Annotated in this window: 17 protein-coding genes; 8 read left to right on the top strand and 9 right to left on the bottom strand. The window is 71.0% G+C overall.

The window, feature by feature from the left end; genetic code table 11:
• Window positions 1-66: 66 nt before the first annotated feature.
• Window positions 67-522, bottom strand: a complete 456-nt coding sequence (locus E4A53_RS07200) for an RrF2 family transcriptional regulator (protein ID WP_136162408.1) — start codon at window positions 520-522, stop codon at window positions 67-69.
• A 99-nt stretch (window positions 523-621) separates the two neighbouring features.
• On the opposite strand from E4A53_RS07200, the gene E4A53_RS15010 reads away from it, so the two are divergent.
• Genes E4A53_RS15010 through E4A53_RS07185 form a run of 4 tightly spaced genes read left to right on the top strand, consistent with a single transcriptional unit; the run spans window position 622 to window position 1856 of the window.
• On the top strand, window positions 622-753 hold the full coding sequence (locus E4A53_RS15010) for a hypothetical protein (protein ID WP_275401798.1): 132 nt from the start codon (window positions 622-624) through the stop codon (window positions 751-753).
• A 7-nt stretch (window positions 754-760) separates the two neighbouring features.
• Window positions 761-1066, top strand: a complete 306-nt coding sequence (locus tag E4A53_RS07195; RefSeq protein ID WP_420822613.1) for a TehB family protein — start codon at window positions 761-763, stop codon at window positions 1064-1066.
• Window positions 1063-1353 (top strand): hypothetical protein, encoded by a 291-nt coding sequence (locus E4A53_RS07190; protein ID WP_136162407.1) that lies wholly within the window; start codon window positions 1063-1065, stop codon window positions 1351-1353. The genes E4A53_RS07195 and E4A53_RS07190 overlap by 4 nt, the downstream gene beginning before the upstream one ends.
• Before the next feature lie 23 nt (window positions 1354-1376).
• Window positions 1377-1856 carry a hypothetical protein gene (locus E4A53_RS07185; RefSeq protein WP_136162406.1) on the top strand — a complete coding sequence of 160 codons (480 nt, stop codon included), beginning with the start codon at window positions 1377-1379 and terminating at the stop codon, window positions 1854-1856.
• 26 nt (window positions 1857-1882) lie between these two features.
• Here E4A53_RS07185 and E4A53_RS07180 read toward each other — a convergent pair whose 3' ends face one another.
• Complete coding sequence (locus E4A53_RS07180; protein ID WP_136162405.1) at window positions 1883-3139, bottom strand: cysteine desulfurase-like protein; 1257 nt, start codon at window positions 3137-3139, stop codon at window positions 1883-1885.
• A gap of 146 nt (window positions 3140-3285) precedes the next feature.
• Here E4A53_RS07180 and E4A53_RS07175 point away from each other — a divergent pair, with 146 nt between their 5' ends.
• On the top strand, window positions 3286-3918 hold the full coding sequence (locus E4A53_RS07175) for a TetR/AcrR family transcriptional regulator (RefSeq protein ID WP_136162404.1): 633 nt from the start codon (window positions 3286-3288) through the stop codon (window positions 3916-3918).
• A 51-nt stretch (window positions 3919-3969) separates the two neighbouring features.
• Here E4A53_RS07175 and E4A53_RS07170 read toward each other — a convergent pair whose 3' ends face one another.
• Genes E4A53_RS07170 through E4A53_RS07155 form a run of 4 tightly spaced genes read right to left on the bottom strand, consistent with a single transcriptional unit; the run spans window position 3970 to window position 8432 of the window.
• A complete protein-coding gene (locus E4A53_RS07170) occupies window positions 3970-5286 on the bottom strand; it encodes a lipopolysaccharide biosynthesis protein (protein ID WP_206366263.1) in 1317 nt (438 codons plus the stop codon).
• Window positions 5283-6374: a glycosyltransferase family 4 protein gene (locus tag E4A53_RS07165; RefSeq protein WP_136162403.1), complete on the bottom strand. Its 1092-nt coding sequence runs from the start codon at window positions 6372-6374 to the stop codon at window positions 5283-5285. The genes E4A53_RS07170 and E4A53_RS07165 overlap by 4 nt, the downstream gene beginning before the upstream one ends.
• A 1-nt stretch (window position 6375) precedes the next feature.
• Window positions 6376-7755 carry a sensor histidine kinase gene (locus E4A53_RS07160; protein WP_136162402.1) on the bottom strand — a complete coding sequence of 460 codons (1380 nt, stop codon included), beginning with the start codon at window positions 7753-7755 and terminating at the stop codon, window positions 6376-6378.
• Window positions 7755-8432 (bottom strand): response regulator transcription factor, encoded by a 678-nt coding sequence (locus tag E4A53_RS07155; protein WP_136162401.1) that lies wholly within the window; start codon window positions 8430-8432, stop codon window positions 7755-7757. The genes E4A53_RS07160 and E4A53_RS07155 overlap by 1 nt, the downstream gene beginning before the upstream one ends.
• 165 nt (window positions 8433-8597) lie before the next feature.
• Here E4A53_RS07155 and E4A53_RS07150 point away from each other — a divergent pair, with 165 nt between their 5' ends.
• From E4A53_RS07150 to E4A53_RS07140, 3 genes are all read left to right on the top strand, one after another.
• Entirely contained in the window at window positions 8598-9326 is a 729-nt protein-coding gene (locus E4A53_RS07150; RefSeq protein WP_136162400.1) for an HAD family hydrolase, read from the top strand.
• Window positions 9323-10522 (top strand): hypothetical protein, encoded by a 1200-nt coding sequence (locus tag E4A53_RS07145; RefSeq protein ID WP_136162399.1) that lies wholly within the window; start codon window positions 9323-9325, stop codon window positions 10520-10522. The genes E4A53_RS07150 and E4A53_RS07145 overlap by 4 nt, the downstream gene beginning before the upstream one ends.
• A gap of 235 nt (window positions 10523-10757) precedes the next feature.
• Window positions 10758-11960, top strand: coding sequence for an aspartate aminotransferase family protein (locus E4A53_RS07140; protein ID WP_136162398.1), 1203 nt, complete (start codon window positions 10758-10760; stop codon window positions 11958-11960).
• A gap of 132 nt (window positions 11961-12092) precedes the next feature.
• Here E4A53_RS07140 and E4A53_RS07135 read toward each other — a convergent pair whose 3' ends face one another.
• From E4A53_RS07135 to E4A53_RS07125, 3 genes are read right to left on the bottom strand one after another with little or no spacing between them, the layout of a single operon-like run.
• Window positions 12093-12476 (bottom strand): RidA family protein, encoded by a 384-nt coding sequence (locus E4A53_RS07135; protein WP_206366262.1) that lies wholly within the window; start codon window positions 12474-12476, stop codon window positions 12093-12095.
• A gap of 10 nt (window positions 12477-12486) precedes the next feature.
• The gene (locus tag E4A53_RS07130; RefSeq protein ID WP_136162396.1) at window positions 12487-13647 is read right to left on the bottom strand and encodes an alanine racemase; all 1161 of its coding nucleotides are present in this window, start codon (window positions 13645-13647) and stop codon (window positions 12487-12489) included.
• Window positions 13648-13678: 31 nt separating this feature from the next.
• Window positions 13679-14602, bottom strand: coding sequence for a LysR substrate-binding domain-containing protein (locus E4A53_RS07125; RefSeq protein ID WP_136162395.1), 924 nt, complete (start codon window positions 14600-14602; stop codon window positions 13679-13681).
• Window positions 14603-14656 lie beyond the last annotated feature (54 nt).

The following is a 14656-nucleotide window of genomic DNA, read 5'->3' as shown; positions in this document are numbered from 1 at the left end:
AGCGGCAACCGCCCGCCCCCGCCAGCCCGGATTTCCGCGCGGGCCGGTGCCGCCCGTCCGCCCGACTCAGTGCAATCCGCCGCCCACCGCCGCGCCCGCCTCTTCCGCCGGGTGGAACAGGCCGCGCAGCACGTCGCGCCGCCCGAGCAGATCGGCCAGCGTATAGCGGTCGAACACCGCCAGAAAGGCGGCGAGCGCCTCGCGCACCACCGGGGTCAGGCCGCAGGCCGGGGCGATCACGCAATTCTCGCAATCGGTCAGGGTGAAGCCTTCCTCGGTATGGCGGATGACCTCGCCGATGCGAATGGCCTCCGGCGGCCGTGCCAGCCGGATGCCGCCGCCGCGCCCGCGCACGCTGGCGACATAGCCGGCCTTGCCCAGGTCGTGGACGACCTTCATCAGGTGGTTCTGCGAAATGTCGTAGGCATGCGCGATCTCCGCGATCGACGCCAGCCGGTCGGGGTCGGTGCCCAGGTGCATCAGCACGCGCACCGCATAGTCGGTGTAGCGCGTCAGTCGCATCGTCGCTCCATCGTCACGCCGGGTGCCCCCGGCCCGCATCGCCGCATTTTTAACATGCATATCCATTGCATGTTTCCGGCGGCTGGGATAGATGCATCCTTGATACATGTTTTGGACGCGACGATGACCGACCGGGTCGCAATCGACGAAGGGCAGCAACGGCGGCCGGCATCGCCCGGCCAGCTCCACGCCCGCGCCATTCTCCGCTCGCGGCCCGCCGCCCTAGGCTGAAGGTCTGATGATGAGCGCTCCTCTGCCCTACCGGTCATCCCCGGTTTTCGACGAGAACAATCTGCCCGACGCTCTGCGCCACCAGCACCGGACCAAGCCCGGCGTGTGGGGCGTATTGCGCGTGCTGGACGGGGAAATCGCTCTGTCCTTCGCCAATGGCCGGCCGACCGAGCGCCTGTCGCCCGGCCGCCCCGGCCTGCTCTACCCCGACGATCCGCACTGGGTGACCCTGAACGGGCCGATGCGGATGCAGGTGGATTTCTACGACCGCCCGCCGGAGCTTCCCGCTCGTGATGAGGAGACCCAACGATGATCAGCAAACCGGCAGGCGCCAGGGAAACCGCGGCGCGGCTCAGCTTCGTCAAACTCATGCGCTACACCGTTGCCGCCGCCGTCGTGATGGTGGGGATGGCGCTGTTCTACCTGTGGCTGGTCGCGCCGCTCAACAGCACGATCGTCATCGCCACCACGCTCGGCGTATTCTTCTCGGTCGTGCTCGGCGGCGGGCTGATGGCGATCGGCTTCCTCAGTTCCAACAGCGGCCATGATGAGCGCGCCGGCGCCCGCGCGCACGGCGTCGACGAGGGCCGCGACAACTGACCGGCCGGGAAAGGCTGCTTCACATGCTTGATCTCGCCATCGCCCGGATGCTCCACGTCCTCGCCGTCGTCCACTGGATCGGCGGCGTGGCGATGGCGACGCTGGTCGTTCTGCCCGGCGTCGCCCGCCTCACCGACCCGGCGGAACGGATGGCGCGGTTCGAAGCGGTCGAATCCCGCTTCGCCCCGCAGGCGCGGGTGTCGATCATCATCGTCGGCCTGACCGGCTTCTATATGACCTGGCGGATGGACGCCTGGTACCGCTTCGCCGAGCCGGGCTATTGGTGGATGCACGCGATGGTCTGCGTGTGGCTGCTGTTCGTGCTGCTATTGTTCGTCGGCGAGCCGCTGTTCCTCCACCGCTGGTTCCACAAGCGGGCGGAGGCCGATTCCGACCGCGCCTTCGCCTTCGCGATTCGCGCCCACCGCATCCTGCTCGCCGCCGCCCTCGTCACCATCGCCGGCGCCGTCCTCGGCGCCCACGGCGTGCTGCTGTTCGGCTGAGCGCGGGCGCGGGCGGGCCCGCCCGCCTACCCCCCGACCAGCGCCGCCAGCGCCGCGTCGAACCGCTCGACCTCCGCCATACTGTTGTAATGGAGCAGCGAGGCGCGGACCATGCCGCTGTCCATCGCCAGGCCAAGCCGCGCCATCAGCCGCGGCGCGTACATATGCCCGTCGCGAATGCCGATGCCGGCGGCGGCCATGTGGCGGGTAACGGCGGCCGGGGCGATGCCGGGCAGGTTGAAGCTCAGCGTCGGCACCCGCAGGTGGATCTGCTCCGGATCGGTAATGCCGTAGACGGTGGCGCCGTGGCGCTCCAGCACGCCCAGCATCGCGCGCGATAGCTGCTGCTCGTACCGGCGCACCGCCTCCATCGCGTGGACAAGCCGGGCGCGCGGCTCCGCCGGCGCCGCCGCGCCGGGCAGCATGTCGGCCAGCGCCTCCAGATAAGCGACGGCGGCCGTCATGCCGGCGACGTTCTCGTAGATGAACGTCCCCGCCTCGATCTTGCATGGCGGCGCGTCGGGAATGAAATCCTCGCGGAAGGTCGGCAGGCGGACCAGCGTGTCGCGCTTGCCCCACAAAAAGCCCATATGCGGGGAAAAGGCCTTGTAGCCCGAACAGACCAGATAGTCGCAATCCCACGCCTGCACGTCGATCGGCAGATGCGGCGTCAGGTGGACACAGTCGAGGAACATCTCCGCCCCCACCGCATGGGCGGCGCGCGCCACCGCCGCGATGTCGACGATCGAGCCGAGCGCGTGCGATACCGCGGTGCAGGCGACCAGCCGCGTCCGCTCCGACAGCAGCGGCAGCAGGTCCTCGACATGCAGCCGCCCGTCCGCGCGCATCCGCCAGACGGTGACGGTCGCGCCGATCGGGGCCAGCGCCGTCCAGGTGGCGACATTGGCGTCATGGTCCATGTCGGTGACGATGATCTCGCTGCGCTCCGGCCGCAGCGTCTGGCCGATCGCCAGGCTGACCAGGCGGATGAACGACGTCGCGTTCATGCCGAAGGCGATCTCGTCCGGGTCGGCCGCGTTGACCAGCAGCGCCACCTTCGCCCGGCCCAGCGCGATCGTCTCGTCGACGGCGATGCTCGCCGGATAGCGGCCGCCGCGCTGGACGTTGCGCTCGGTCAGGTGCGTGGTCACCGCGTCGATCACGCCGCGCGGCACCTGCGACCCGGCGGCATTGTCGAAATAGACGAACGGATCGGGGCGGAACAGCGCCGGAAACTGCACGCGCGCCGCCGCCACCGGGAACGGGCCGGTCCTTGCCGACATCGGATAGCATCTCCTCCTGGTTCCCACGCAGCATGGCCGGCGCTATGCCCGGCCGAAAGCGGAGGATTAGGGCGATGGGCCTAACGACACCCCGAACACGGGACGGCGGCGGGCGCAAGCGCGCGCGCAAGCAAGGCTGAGCGCACATGGCGCCCCGCGACACCAGAACCCGCATCCTCGAAGCCGCGATCGCCCTGTTCAACCGCCTCGGCACAGCCAGCGTCTCGACCAACCGGATCGCGGCGGAATGCGGGATCAGCAAGGGCAACCTGAACTACCACTACCGCAACCGGCGGGAGATCATTCTCGACGTCTTCTCGCTGATGCGCGACGAAATCCATGGGGACTGGGCGAACGACGACCGGACGCCGACGATGGCGCATATGCGCTTCATGTTCCTGCGCCAGATGCACATGGTCTGCCGCTACCGCTTCTTCTACCGCGACCTCGTCGGCATCCTGAACGACGATCCGCTGCTCCGGGCCCGCTACAACGAACTGCGCGAGCGGCGGATGGCGGCGCTGCGCCGCTTCATGCTGGCGCTCGCCGATCAGGGCCTGATCGCCCTGCCCGCGGACGCCGACACCCTCGATCGCTTCCTGACCACCAGTTGGGTGCTGTCGGAACACTGGATCAACTATGTCGAGACCTTCGGCGAGGCGATCGACGAGGGGGTCATCGCCCGCGGCTATGCGGTATTGATCAACCTCGTTCGTCCCTATTTGACCCCCGCCGGCCTCCATGCTTTCGAAGCCGCCGAACAGGCCGACGCCGACTAAGCCGCGCGCCTGCGAAAGCAGGAGCCCGAAAGACCGGCGAACGGATTCACCTCACGCCTGTCGGCGCACCGCCGCTCGGGCAGAGGCGCCGAACAGCAGCAGGCCGGCGGCCGACGCCAGCAGTGTCGCCAGCGCCGCGCCGGTTACGCCCCAGGCGGGAAGCAGCCCGGCCAGCGCGGCGAACAGCAGCGTGGCGGTCAGGCAGCGCAGCGTCAGCGCCCGGCCGACGCGGCCGGTCGCCAGCAGCGCCGGCTCGAAACTGACCCCGGCGACATCGAGCGCGGCGGCGATGCCGAGCATCAGCAGCAGCGGATAGGCCCAAAGATAGTCGGCGCCGGCGATCAGGCCCAGCGCCGGGCGGCCAACGGTCACCAGCAGCAGGACGATGGTGCCCGCCAGCCCGGCGGCGACCAGGGTCGCGTGGCGGAACAGGTCGGGCAGCGCGGTGCCGGCATAGCCGGCATGGGCGCGCGCCAGTTCGCCGAACAGCGCGCGGCTCAGCAGGTCGGCGGCGCGCGCCAGCGCCTGCCCGATCTGGTTGGCCAGCCGATAGCCGCCGGCCGCCACCGGCCCGACGAACATGCCGATCAGCAGCACGACCAGTTGGCGGCTGACCCCGGCCAGCACTGCCCCGGCATTGACGCCGGCGGCGAAGCGCCACAGCCCCGGATTCTCCCGCATCGCCCACCGCGCATCGCCTTTTCGTGGCAGGCGCAGCGCGGCCCGGCCGACGCGCCGCGCGATCAGCCAGTAAACCAGCGCGGTCACCGCCTCGGACAGCGCCCAGACCAGCAGGAACCCGCCGACTGTCGCGCCGGCCAGCACCACCACCACCGCCCCGGCCATGCGGACCAGCGGGGTCACCGCGTCGGCGGCGGCGCCCAACGCATAGCGGTCGTGCGCGCGCAGCACCCCGATCGCGGTCGAACGCACGGACAGCAGCAGCACGATCGCGAAGGCCAGTGCCGCCCGGCTGTCCGCCGCGTCCCAGCCGAGATACGGGCCGACCAGCCAGACCGCGCCCGCCGCGATCAGGCAGCCGGCGATCGCCCCCGCCCAGTCCAGGCCAAGGCTGCAGGCGACCAGCCGGGCGAAGGCGGCATCCTCGCCCGCCTTCAGATGCAGGGCGCCGTAGCGGACGACGATCTGCCAGGTCTGGAAGCCGACCAGCGCCGCCACCGCCTGCCCCATGCCGAGGATCAGCACGAACCGCCCGAACCCTTCCGGGCCAAGCCCGCGCGTCGCCAGGCCGAGATAGACGAGGCCAAGCACCGCGCCGGTCCCGCGCCCGGCGAGCAGCCATAGCGTATTGCGCAGGAACCCGCCGATCGACCCGCCGCGCGGCGGCGCTGGTGGCGCGTAGGTCACGGCTGCGCCAGGCCCAGCGCAATCCGGCAATGGCGATGCCAGTCGAACCGTTCGACGGCATGGCGCGCCGCCGCTTCGGCCATCCGCTGTCGGCCGGCCGGGTCGGCGAGCAGCCGGTCGAGCGCGGCCGTGACGCTGTCGGGCGCCGCGCCGTCGACGACCAGCCCGTCGACGCCGTCGCTGATCAATTCGCCGGTGCCGCCCGCCCGGCCGACGACGCAGGCGGTCCGCGCCGCCATTGCGTCGGCGACGGCGATGCCGAACCCTTCGAAGTCGCGGCCATCGTCGATGGCGATCTGCGGATGCAGGAAAATCTCCGCCTCGGCATAGAGCGCGGCGGCCTCGGCGGCAGGAACGAAGCCGCGCAGCACCACCCGGTCGTCCAGGCCAAGCGCAGCGACCTGTGCCCGCAGCGCGGCCAGTTCCGGCCCCCGCCCGCATATGACGTATCGAAAGCGGTGGCCGCGCGCGGCGCAGGCGGCGGCCGCGGCGACCGCGGCGGACAGGTTCTTGCGCGGCTCGATCCGGCACAGGCTCAGCACCAGCGGCGGCTGTCCGTCGGCGGCCGGGCCAGGGCGGATGCCGGCGCTGACCCCGTTCCAGACGACGACGCTGCGCTCCGCCGCCATCGGCACCCGCTCGATCAGCCGGGCGCGGGTATGGGCGCTCACCGCCACCACCCGCTCGGCGCCGCCCAGCACCCGCCGCATCAGGCGCCGCACCGGCCCCCGCGCGTACATGATCTCGCGGCCATGGACCGTCGCGACATAGGGCAGGCCGAGCAGCATCGGCAGCACCGCCGTGCGCCAGGTCGTCGCATGCACGGCGTCAGGCGCGCCCTCCACCGCCAGCGCGCGCCGCATCGCCCGCAGCAGCCGCCACGGCACCCTCACCCCGCGCCCGGCGCCGATATCGACGATCCGCGCGCCGCCGACCGCCACGTCGCGCGGCCCGGCGCTGCTCTGGGTGAACACCGTCACCTGCCAGCCGGACGCGGCATAGGTCTCGGCCACCTGCCGGGCATAGGTCTGCATGCCGCCCTCGTCCGGTGCATAGCCTTTGGCGAGCACCCACAGCCGGCCGCGCATCTCAGGCGCCGCGCGCAACCGGCAGGATCAGCGATATCCGCCCCCGGCCGCCGTCGTGGATGACCAGTTCGGCCCGGTGCAACCGCGCCACCGCCGCGACCAGGCTCAGCCCCAGGCCGATGCCGGGGGCGGGCACCGTGCCGGGCGCGCGGTAGAAGCGCTCGGTCACCCGCGCACGGTGCTCCGGGGCGATGCCGGGGCCGTCGTCGGTGATGGTCACGGCGATCCGGGCGCCGTCGCGCCGCGTCTCCAGCGTTACCTGCCCACCGACCGGCGCATATTTGATCGCATTGTCGAGCAGGTTCGACACCGCCTGGAACAGCAGGTCCGGGTCGCCCTCGATCGCCAGGCCGTCGGGGATGGCGGCGGTCAGCCGCTGGTCGCGGGCCTCCGCTTCCGGCCCGTAAAACTCCGCCGCATCGCGCAGCAGCGTGCTCAGGTCGATCCGCCGGACGCCGGTGTCGTGCAGCCCGGTCTCGATCCGCGCGATCCGCAGCAGCGCGTCGAACACCGCCTGCAGCCGCCGCGCCTCCTCCACCGCCTGGCCGATCAGCCGGCTGCGCTCGGCAGGCCCCGGCTCCGACGCGGCAAGGTCGTCCAGGTCGGCGTGCAGCCGGGCGAGCGGCGTGCGCAGCTCGTGGGCGATGCTGTCGGATATCCGCCGGTTCGATTCCATCGAATCCTCGATCCGGTCGAGCATGCGGTTCAGCGTCTCGGCAAGGTCGTCGAAATCGTCGCCGGTGCCGCGCACCGGGATACGCTCGCCCAGATTGCCGGCCATCACCCGCCGCGCCGTCCGGCCGACGGCGTCGATCCGCCGCGCGACGACCGCGCTCATCGCGATGCTGCCGAACACGGCAAGCAGCGCGGCGATCGCCACCACCCACGCCGCGCCGCCGGCGAACAGCTCCTCGCGGTCGTCGAGCATCTCGATGTCGCGGCCGACGAGCAAGCGGGCGCCATCGCCCAGCCGGCGGTCGACCATCAGCGCCTCATGATCGTCCTCGTCGCCGTCGCTGTAGAGGTCCGCCTCCAGCCGCCGCGAGCCGGCGAAGGGCACGGCCGGCCAGCTCGGCAGGTTGGCGCTCACCACCCGCCCGTCCGCCGCGACAAGCGCGTGGAACGGCTTGACGTCGCCATGGTCGCGCAGCCGCCGGTCGAGCGCGGCGAGCAGCGCCGGCCGACCGTCGCGCGCATCGGTCGCGACCAGTGCCGCCGCCTCGGCGGACACCCGGCCGGCCATGTCCTGCATCGGCCGGGCGATGATCAGCCAGTACAGCACGCCGAACAGCAGGCCGACCGACACCGCGAACAGCCCGATATAGAGCAGGGCAAGCCGGAAGGTCAGGCTCCGCCACAGCCGGGGCGCGCCCGCCGGCATCACGGCTCCCCGCGCAGGACATAGCCGGTGCCGCGCACCGTATGGAGCAGCGGCGCGGCGAAATCCCGGTCGATCTTCTGCCGCAGCTTGCTGACATGCTGATCGATGATGTTGGTCTGCGGGTCGAAATGATAATCCCAGACATTCTCCAGCAGCATCGATCGGGTGACGACTCGCCCGGTGTTGCGCGCCAGATATTCAAGGATGCGGAACTCGCGGTTGGTCAGGTCGATACGCTGGCCGCCGCGCCGGACATGATGGCCGAGCAGATCGATCTCCAGGTCGGCGACGGCGATCCGGCTCGGCTCGGCGGCGGTCCGCCCGCGCCGCCCCAATATCTCCACCCGCGCCAGCAGCTCGGCGAGGGCGAAGGGTTTGGTCAGGTAATCGTCGCCGCCGGCGCGCAGCCCTTTCACCCGCTCGTCGACATCCGCGAGCGCGCTCAGGATCAGCACCGGCACATGATCGCCGCTCGCGCGAATCGTGCGGATGATGGCGAGGCCGTCGACATTGGGCAGCATCCGGTCGACGACCAGCACGTCATAGCGTTCGGCGGCGGCGCTCAACAGGCCCTCGCGCCCGTCGGCCCGGTGATCGACGATGTGCCCCGCCTCGCTCAAGCCCTTGCGGACATGCTCGGCGACGCGCGCGTCATCCTCGATCAGCAAGATATGCATTACGCCTGTTATCGCCCGTTCGGCGGAGCGGCCAGCCGCTCCAACATTTGAATTCGTCCATCTTCGCAGCCTCGGGGCCGAAGATGGGCAAAAATACAGAAAGCCTCCATCCGCCACTGAGCTTGCCGCTGCACCAGCATCTCCCCACCGGTTGAAGGTGTCGCCATGCTGGTCATTGCCGAACCGCCGCACAGGCCCGCGCCGCCGCCGGGCGCCTGCCCTCCGCTCTGCGCCGTGTCCGTCTTCGACCTCGACCGTACCCTGACCCGGCGGCCGACCTACAGCCTGTTCCTGATCCGCTCGGCGTTGGTCCTGGCGCCGTGGCGGCTGCTGCTGGTGCCACTGCTCGCGCCGGTCGCACTGCTCTACCTGCTCCGCCTGCTGCCGCGGCGGCGGATGAAGGAGGCGATGCACGCCGTCACCCTCGGCCGGCGGCTGCCGGAACAAACGGTCGCCGCGCTTGCGGACGGTTTCGCCCGCCGCCTCGCCCGCGGCGGTCTCTACGAACAGGGCCTCGCCCTGCTCGCCGCCGAACGCGCCGCCGGCCGGCGGCTAGTGCTCGCCACCGCCGCTCCGCATTTCTATGCCGCCGCGATCGCTCGTCATCTCGGCATCGCCGATCTGGTCGCAACCCAGTCGCGGTGGCGGGACGGCCACCTGACCCCGGCGATCGACGGGGAGAATTGCCACGGACCGGCCAAGGCGCGCCGCCTCGCTCACTTCCTCGCCCCGCTCGCCGCCAGCCGCGCCGCCCTGCACGTACGCTTCTACACCGACGACGCGTCCGACCTGCCCGCGCTCGCCTGGTGCGACGAGGCGGTCGCGGTCAACCCAGGCGCAAAGCTGCGCCAGGCCGCCTCGGAACGCGGCTGGCGGATCCTGGACTGGCGATGACCGGGCCGACGCAAGTCGGGTTCCTGTTCAATCACGAAGCCCCGCACCAGGTCGCCCACAGCCTGCCGATCGCCCTCGCCCTGTCGCGGCTGCGACCGGATATCGCCGTCCACATCTTCCACGCCGGCGGCGCCGTCGCGGACGAAGTCCGCCGCCTTGCCGGGGCGACGCCGCACCGCTGCACCGTCACCGAACTGTCCGTCCGCTCGCGCGCCGCCCGCCTTGCCGCCCGGCTGGCGGGGGACAACGCGCCGTTCGCCCGGATTGCGCTGCTGCGTGACAATGTCGACCGTTTCGCCGGCCTGGCCGCGCTGGTCGTGCCGGAAAAGACCTCGCTGCTGCTCAAGACGCGCTTCGGCCTGCCCAATCTGCGCATCGTCCACACTCGCCACGGCGCCGGGGACCGGGCGATCGGCTTCGACAAGGCCAGCGGCGGCTTCGATTTCGTCCTCGTCTCCGGGCCGAAGATCCGCGACCGGCTGCTCGCCGCCGGCCTTGTCCGCCCCGGCGGCTACGCGATCGTCGGCTACCCCAAGTTCGACCTGCTCGCCGATCGGCCGCCGCCGCCGGACCCGTTCGGCAACGGCCGGCCGACGGTCGTCTACAACCCGCACCCGTCGCCGCACCTGTCCTCCTGGTACCGGATGGGGCAGGCCATCCTCGCCTATTTCCGACGCAGCACCGATTTCAACCTGATCTTCGCGCCGCATGTGATGCTGTTCCGCAAGCGGCTGGCGGTGTCGATCGACCGGCTGGCCGTCGCGCGCGTCGGCCGCGTCGCCGCCGATCATTACCGCGCCGACAACATGCTGATCGATCTCGGCAGCCGCGCGTCGGTCGACATGACCCATATGCGCGCCGCCGACATCTATCTCGGCGACGCCAGCAGCCAGGTCTACGAATTCCTGTGGAAGCCGCGCCCGTGCGTCTTCGTCGACGCCCACCGCACGGCGTGGCGCGGCAACCCGGATTTCGACCATATGCGCGCCGGCCCGGTCGTCGCCGACATCCCCGCGCTCGACCGGGCGCTGCGCCAGGCGCAGGCCGATCACGCCCGCTACGCCCCGGTCCAGCGCGCGATGTTCGCCAACAGCTTCGCGTTGACCGATCAACCGTCGGCGCTCCGCGCCGCCCACGCCCTGTCCGAATGGCTCGGCGGCGCCGGGTCCGGCGGATGGACCAGCCCTTCCGCGTAGCGCACCGGCGCATATTCCAAAACGGAAAGAATAGCTGCCGAACCATTGATGGCTTTGCCGCCCCGGCCGGCCCATCCCCGGCCTGCTGGACGAAAGGGGCATCAATGGCGGTGGCGAACGGCAGGCGTGGATCGGCGGCATCGGCCGGCACCGCCCTGCCAGCCGCCCGCCGCGCCGCCCCGCGCGCACCCCGCTGCCTTTTCCCATTGCCAACCCGGACCAAGGATGACCGCTGATGACCATCTCGCCGCTGCTGCCCGTCTATAACCGCGCCGAACCCGTCTTCACCCATGGCGAGGGCTCGTGGATCTTCGCCGACGACGGCCGCCGCTTCCTCGATTGCGTCGCCGGCATCGCCACCGACGCGCTCGGCCACGCCCACCCCCGCCTGGTCGCCGCGCTGACGGAGCAGGCCGGCAAGTTGTGGCACATCTCCAACATCTTCCGCATTCCCGGGCAGGAGGCGCTGGCCGAGAAGATCACCGCCGCGACCTTCGCCGACACCGTGTTCTTCGCCAACAGCGGAGCGGAGGCGATCGAATGCGCGCTGAAGATGGCGCGCAAATATCACGCGGCGAAAGGCCATCCGGAACGGATCGACATCATCGGCTTTTCCGGTTCCTTCCACGGGCGCACCTATGCGGCGGTCAACGCGTCGGGCAACGCCACCTATCTGGACGGCTTCGGCCCGCGCCTGCCCGGCTATGTCCAGTGCGGCGTCGACGACATGCCGGCCCTGCGCGCGGCGATCGCGGCGCCGACCACCGCCGCCGTCATCGTCGAGCCGGTGCAGGGCGAGGGCGGCGCGCGGGCGCTGTCCGGCGAATGGCTGCAAACCGTCCGCCGCGCCTGCACGGAAGCCGGCGCGCTGCTGATCTATGACGAGGTGCAGTCGGGCATGGGCCGCACCGGCAAGCTGTTCGCCCACCAGTCGTTCGACGATGCCGCGCCGGACATCATGGCGATCGCCAAGGCGCTCGGCGGCGGCTTCCCGGTCGGCGCCTGCGCGGCAAGCGAGGAAGCGGCAAGCGGCATGGGGGTCAGCGCCCACGGCTCCACCTTCGGGGGCAACCCGCTGGCGATGGCGGTGGCGAACGAGGCGTTCGACCTGATCGCCGCGCCCGGCTTCCTCGACAAGACGCTGGCGGTCGCCGCGCGGCTGCGCGCCGGGCTGGAGGATCTGGGCCGGCGCTACCCGCAACTGGTCGTCGACGTGCGCGGCAAGGGCATGCTGATCGGCGTCAAGCTGACCGGCAATAACCGCGAATTCATGGCAATGGCGCGCGAGAAGCTGCTGCTGGTCGCCGGCGGCGGCGATAATTGCGTCCGCCTGCTGCCGCCGCTGAACCTCAGCGAAGCGGAAGCGGACGAGGCGGTCGCCCGCTTCGCCGCGACGCTCGACCTGGCCGGCGAACGCTGGGCGAAGCAGGCGGCCTGATCCGGCACGGCCCCCGCCCGCCGCTCACGCGGGCGGGGCGCCGACACCCGGCCTCGCTGACAACGATCCAGTTTGGATTTTCAAACCAATAACTTAGGACCAGATCGGTGTCATCGCACCGCCGCCGGCCGCCTATCCCGCATCGGTGACGCAAGCTGCGATCGCGTCCATCTCCACCCGCGACCCCAGCCGCAGGCCATCGGCGCACGGCACCACGATCCGCGCCGGCCGATGAGCGCCGAAGCGCTGGCCGCACAGCGCGTCGATCCGCGGCCAGTCGCCAAGGTCGGCGACATGGACGGACAATTTCAGCACATGGTCCAGCGCCGATCCGGCCTCGGCCAGGATCAGCGCGATCTGGTCGAGGCAATAGGCCGCCTGCGCCTCGATCGGCGGCGGAACGCCCGCCACCCCGGCGCCATTGCCCAATATGCCGGATACATAGACGGTGCCGTCGTGCACCGTCGCATGGGCGTAGTGGCCGTGCGGCGGCGTCGCGCCGGGGCAGAGGATCACGCGCACCGGCCTACCAGCCCGAAAAGCGCGGCCAGACCGCGGCAACGCATCCGGCGTGGTCAAGCACGACATAGCGGTCGTGCTGCGCCCCGGTCGCGCAGGCGTGGTTGGGCAGCACCCGCAGCCGCGCGCCGATCGGGAAGCGCGCCGGGTCGACGGGCGATCCATCGCGCATCCCGACCAGCCCGTGCTCCTGATTGGCGCCGACGACGATCATATCGTCCAGCACCGCCCCGTCCTCGCCGCACAGCAGGCCATAACCCTGGTCGACGGCCTGCGCGGCGGTGCCCCGGTCGCGCGACAGCGCCATCCAGCCGGCGTCGACGACGATCTGCCCGGCGGACGGCCGATGGCCGATGACCGAACACAGCACCGACAGCGCGATATCCTGCGGCGCGCATACGCCGATCCCGGCCATCACCAGGTCCTGGAACATGTAGACGCCGGCGCGCAGCTCGGTCATCCCGGCGAGGGATCTGGCGAACAGAGCGGTCGGCGTCGACCCCATGCTCAGCACCGGGCAGGGCAGCCCCGCCGCGCGCAGCCGCTCGCCGGCGCGCGCCAGGCCGGCGCGCTCCCGCTCCGCATGGCCGGCGATCGCCTCCGCCCCGACGCATTGGTAGCTGCCGCCGGCATGGGTCATCACCCCGGCGAACAGGCCGCGCGCGGCAAGCACCTCGCCGATCCGCAGCAGCGCCTCGCCCTCCGGGTCGGCGCCGGAACGGTGTCCGTCGCAATCAACCTCGGCCAGCACCCGCAGATTGGCCTGCCCGGCCGGTATCCGGGCGGCGACGGCGGCGGCAGTCTCCGGTTCGTCCAGGATGATCCGCATCGCCACGCCGCTGTCGGCCAGCGCCAGCACCGCATCCAGCCGCGCCGGCACGATGCCGACCGCATAAAGGATGTCGGCGAACCCCGCCTCGGCGAACAGCCGGGCTTCCTTCAGCGTCGACACGGTGACCGGCCCGGTGCCCCCGTCGAACAACAAGCGGATCGCGTCCGGCGCCTTGGCGGTCTTGACGTGCGGGCGAAAAACCATGCCGGCGCCGGCCAACTTGTCGCGCATCCGCGCGACATTGGCGTCCATCTTCGCCCGGTCGACCAGCAGCGCCGGCGCCGGCAGTGCGGCAATCGGCGCCCCCGGCGCGATATCCGGCTCCGATAATGCCATCTTCATTTCATACATGTCGCCATGACATGGTTCAATTGCCGGCGGCCGCGCCGTCCGGCCGCATCCGCGTCGCCTCCGCGACGATCCAGTCGCGCAGCAGGCGGAACAGCGGATAGCCCAGCCGGTCGTGCGGATAGACCAGGTAATAGGCCAGCCGGCTCTGCAACGGCCGGTCGACCGGAATGACCAGCGCGCCGCTGGTCAGTTCCTGCTCGATCAGGAAACGCGGCATCATCGCCACGCCGCCGCCGGACACCGCCGCCTGCGCCAGCATCATGAAATGGTCGTAGCGGCCGGACAGCTTGACCGATCCGGTCACCCCGTTCAGCGCGAACCAGTCCGCCCAGGCCGAATGGCGCTGCGACTGGCTGAGCAACGGGCAGCCGATCAGGTCGCCCGCCTGCCTTATCGGGTGGGCGACAAGGAAAGCGGGGGCACAGACCGGCACCGATTCTTCGGGAAACAGCAGGTCGTGCGCGGCGTTCTGCCAGTCGGGCCGGCCGTAATGGATCGCCGCGTCGAACCCGCTCGCCGCCAGCTCGAACGGCTCGATGCGCGCGGCGATATTGACCACCATTTCGGGGTGGGCGCTGGTCAGCTGCGGCAGGCGCGGCGCCAGCCAGCGCATGCCGAAACTGGGCAGCGTCGCGATGGTGAACTCCCCTTCGCGCCTTTTCGCCATCGCCTCGCCGGTCGCGCGGCGGATCGCGTCGATCGCCGGGCCGATGGCGGCGGCATAGGTCGCGCCCGCGTCGGTCAGCACGATCCGCCGGCCGGACCGGCGGAACAGCGGCTGGCCGACGATCTCCTCCAGCTGCGCGATCTGGCGGCTGACCGCGCTCTGCGTCAGGCCGGTCTCGCGCGCCGCCACCGACACGCTTTCATGGCGCGCGGCGATCACGAAGCTTTGCAGCACGCCGATCGGCGGCAGCAGGCGGCGGCGCAGGTCACTCATTCCATACCCTCATAAGAAGTTGCCGCAATCTCGTTGGATATGCCGGGATCGCGG

This window comes from Sphingomonas flavalba, assembly GCF_004796535.1.
Lineage (GTDB): Bacteria > Pseudomonadota > Alphaproteobacteria > Sphingomonadales > Sphingomonadaceae > Sphingomonas_L > Sphingomonas_L flavalba.
The sequence above is the reverse complement of the archived record's forward strand: the minus strand, read 5'-3'. Positions and strand labels throughout refer to the sequence as shown.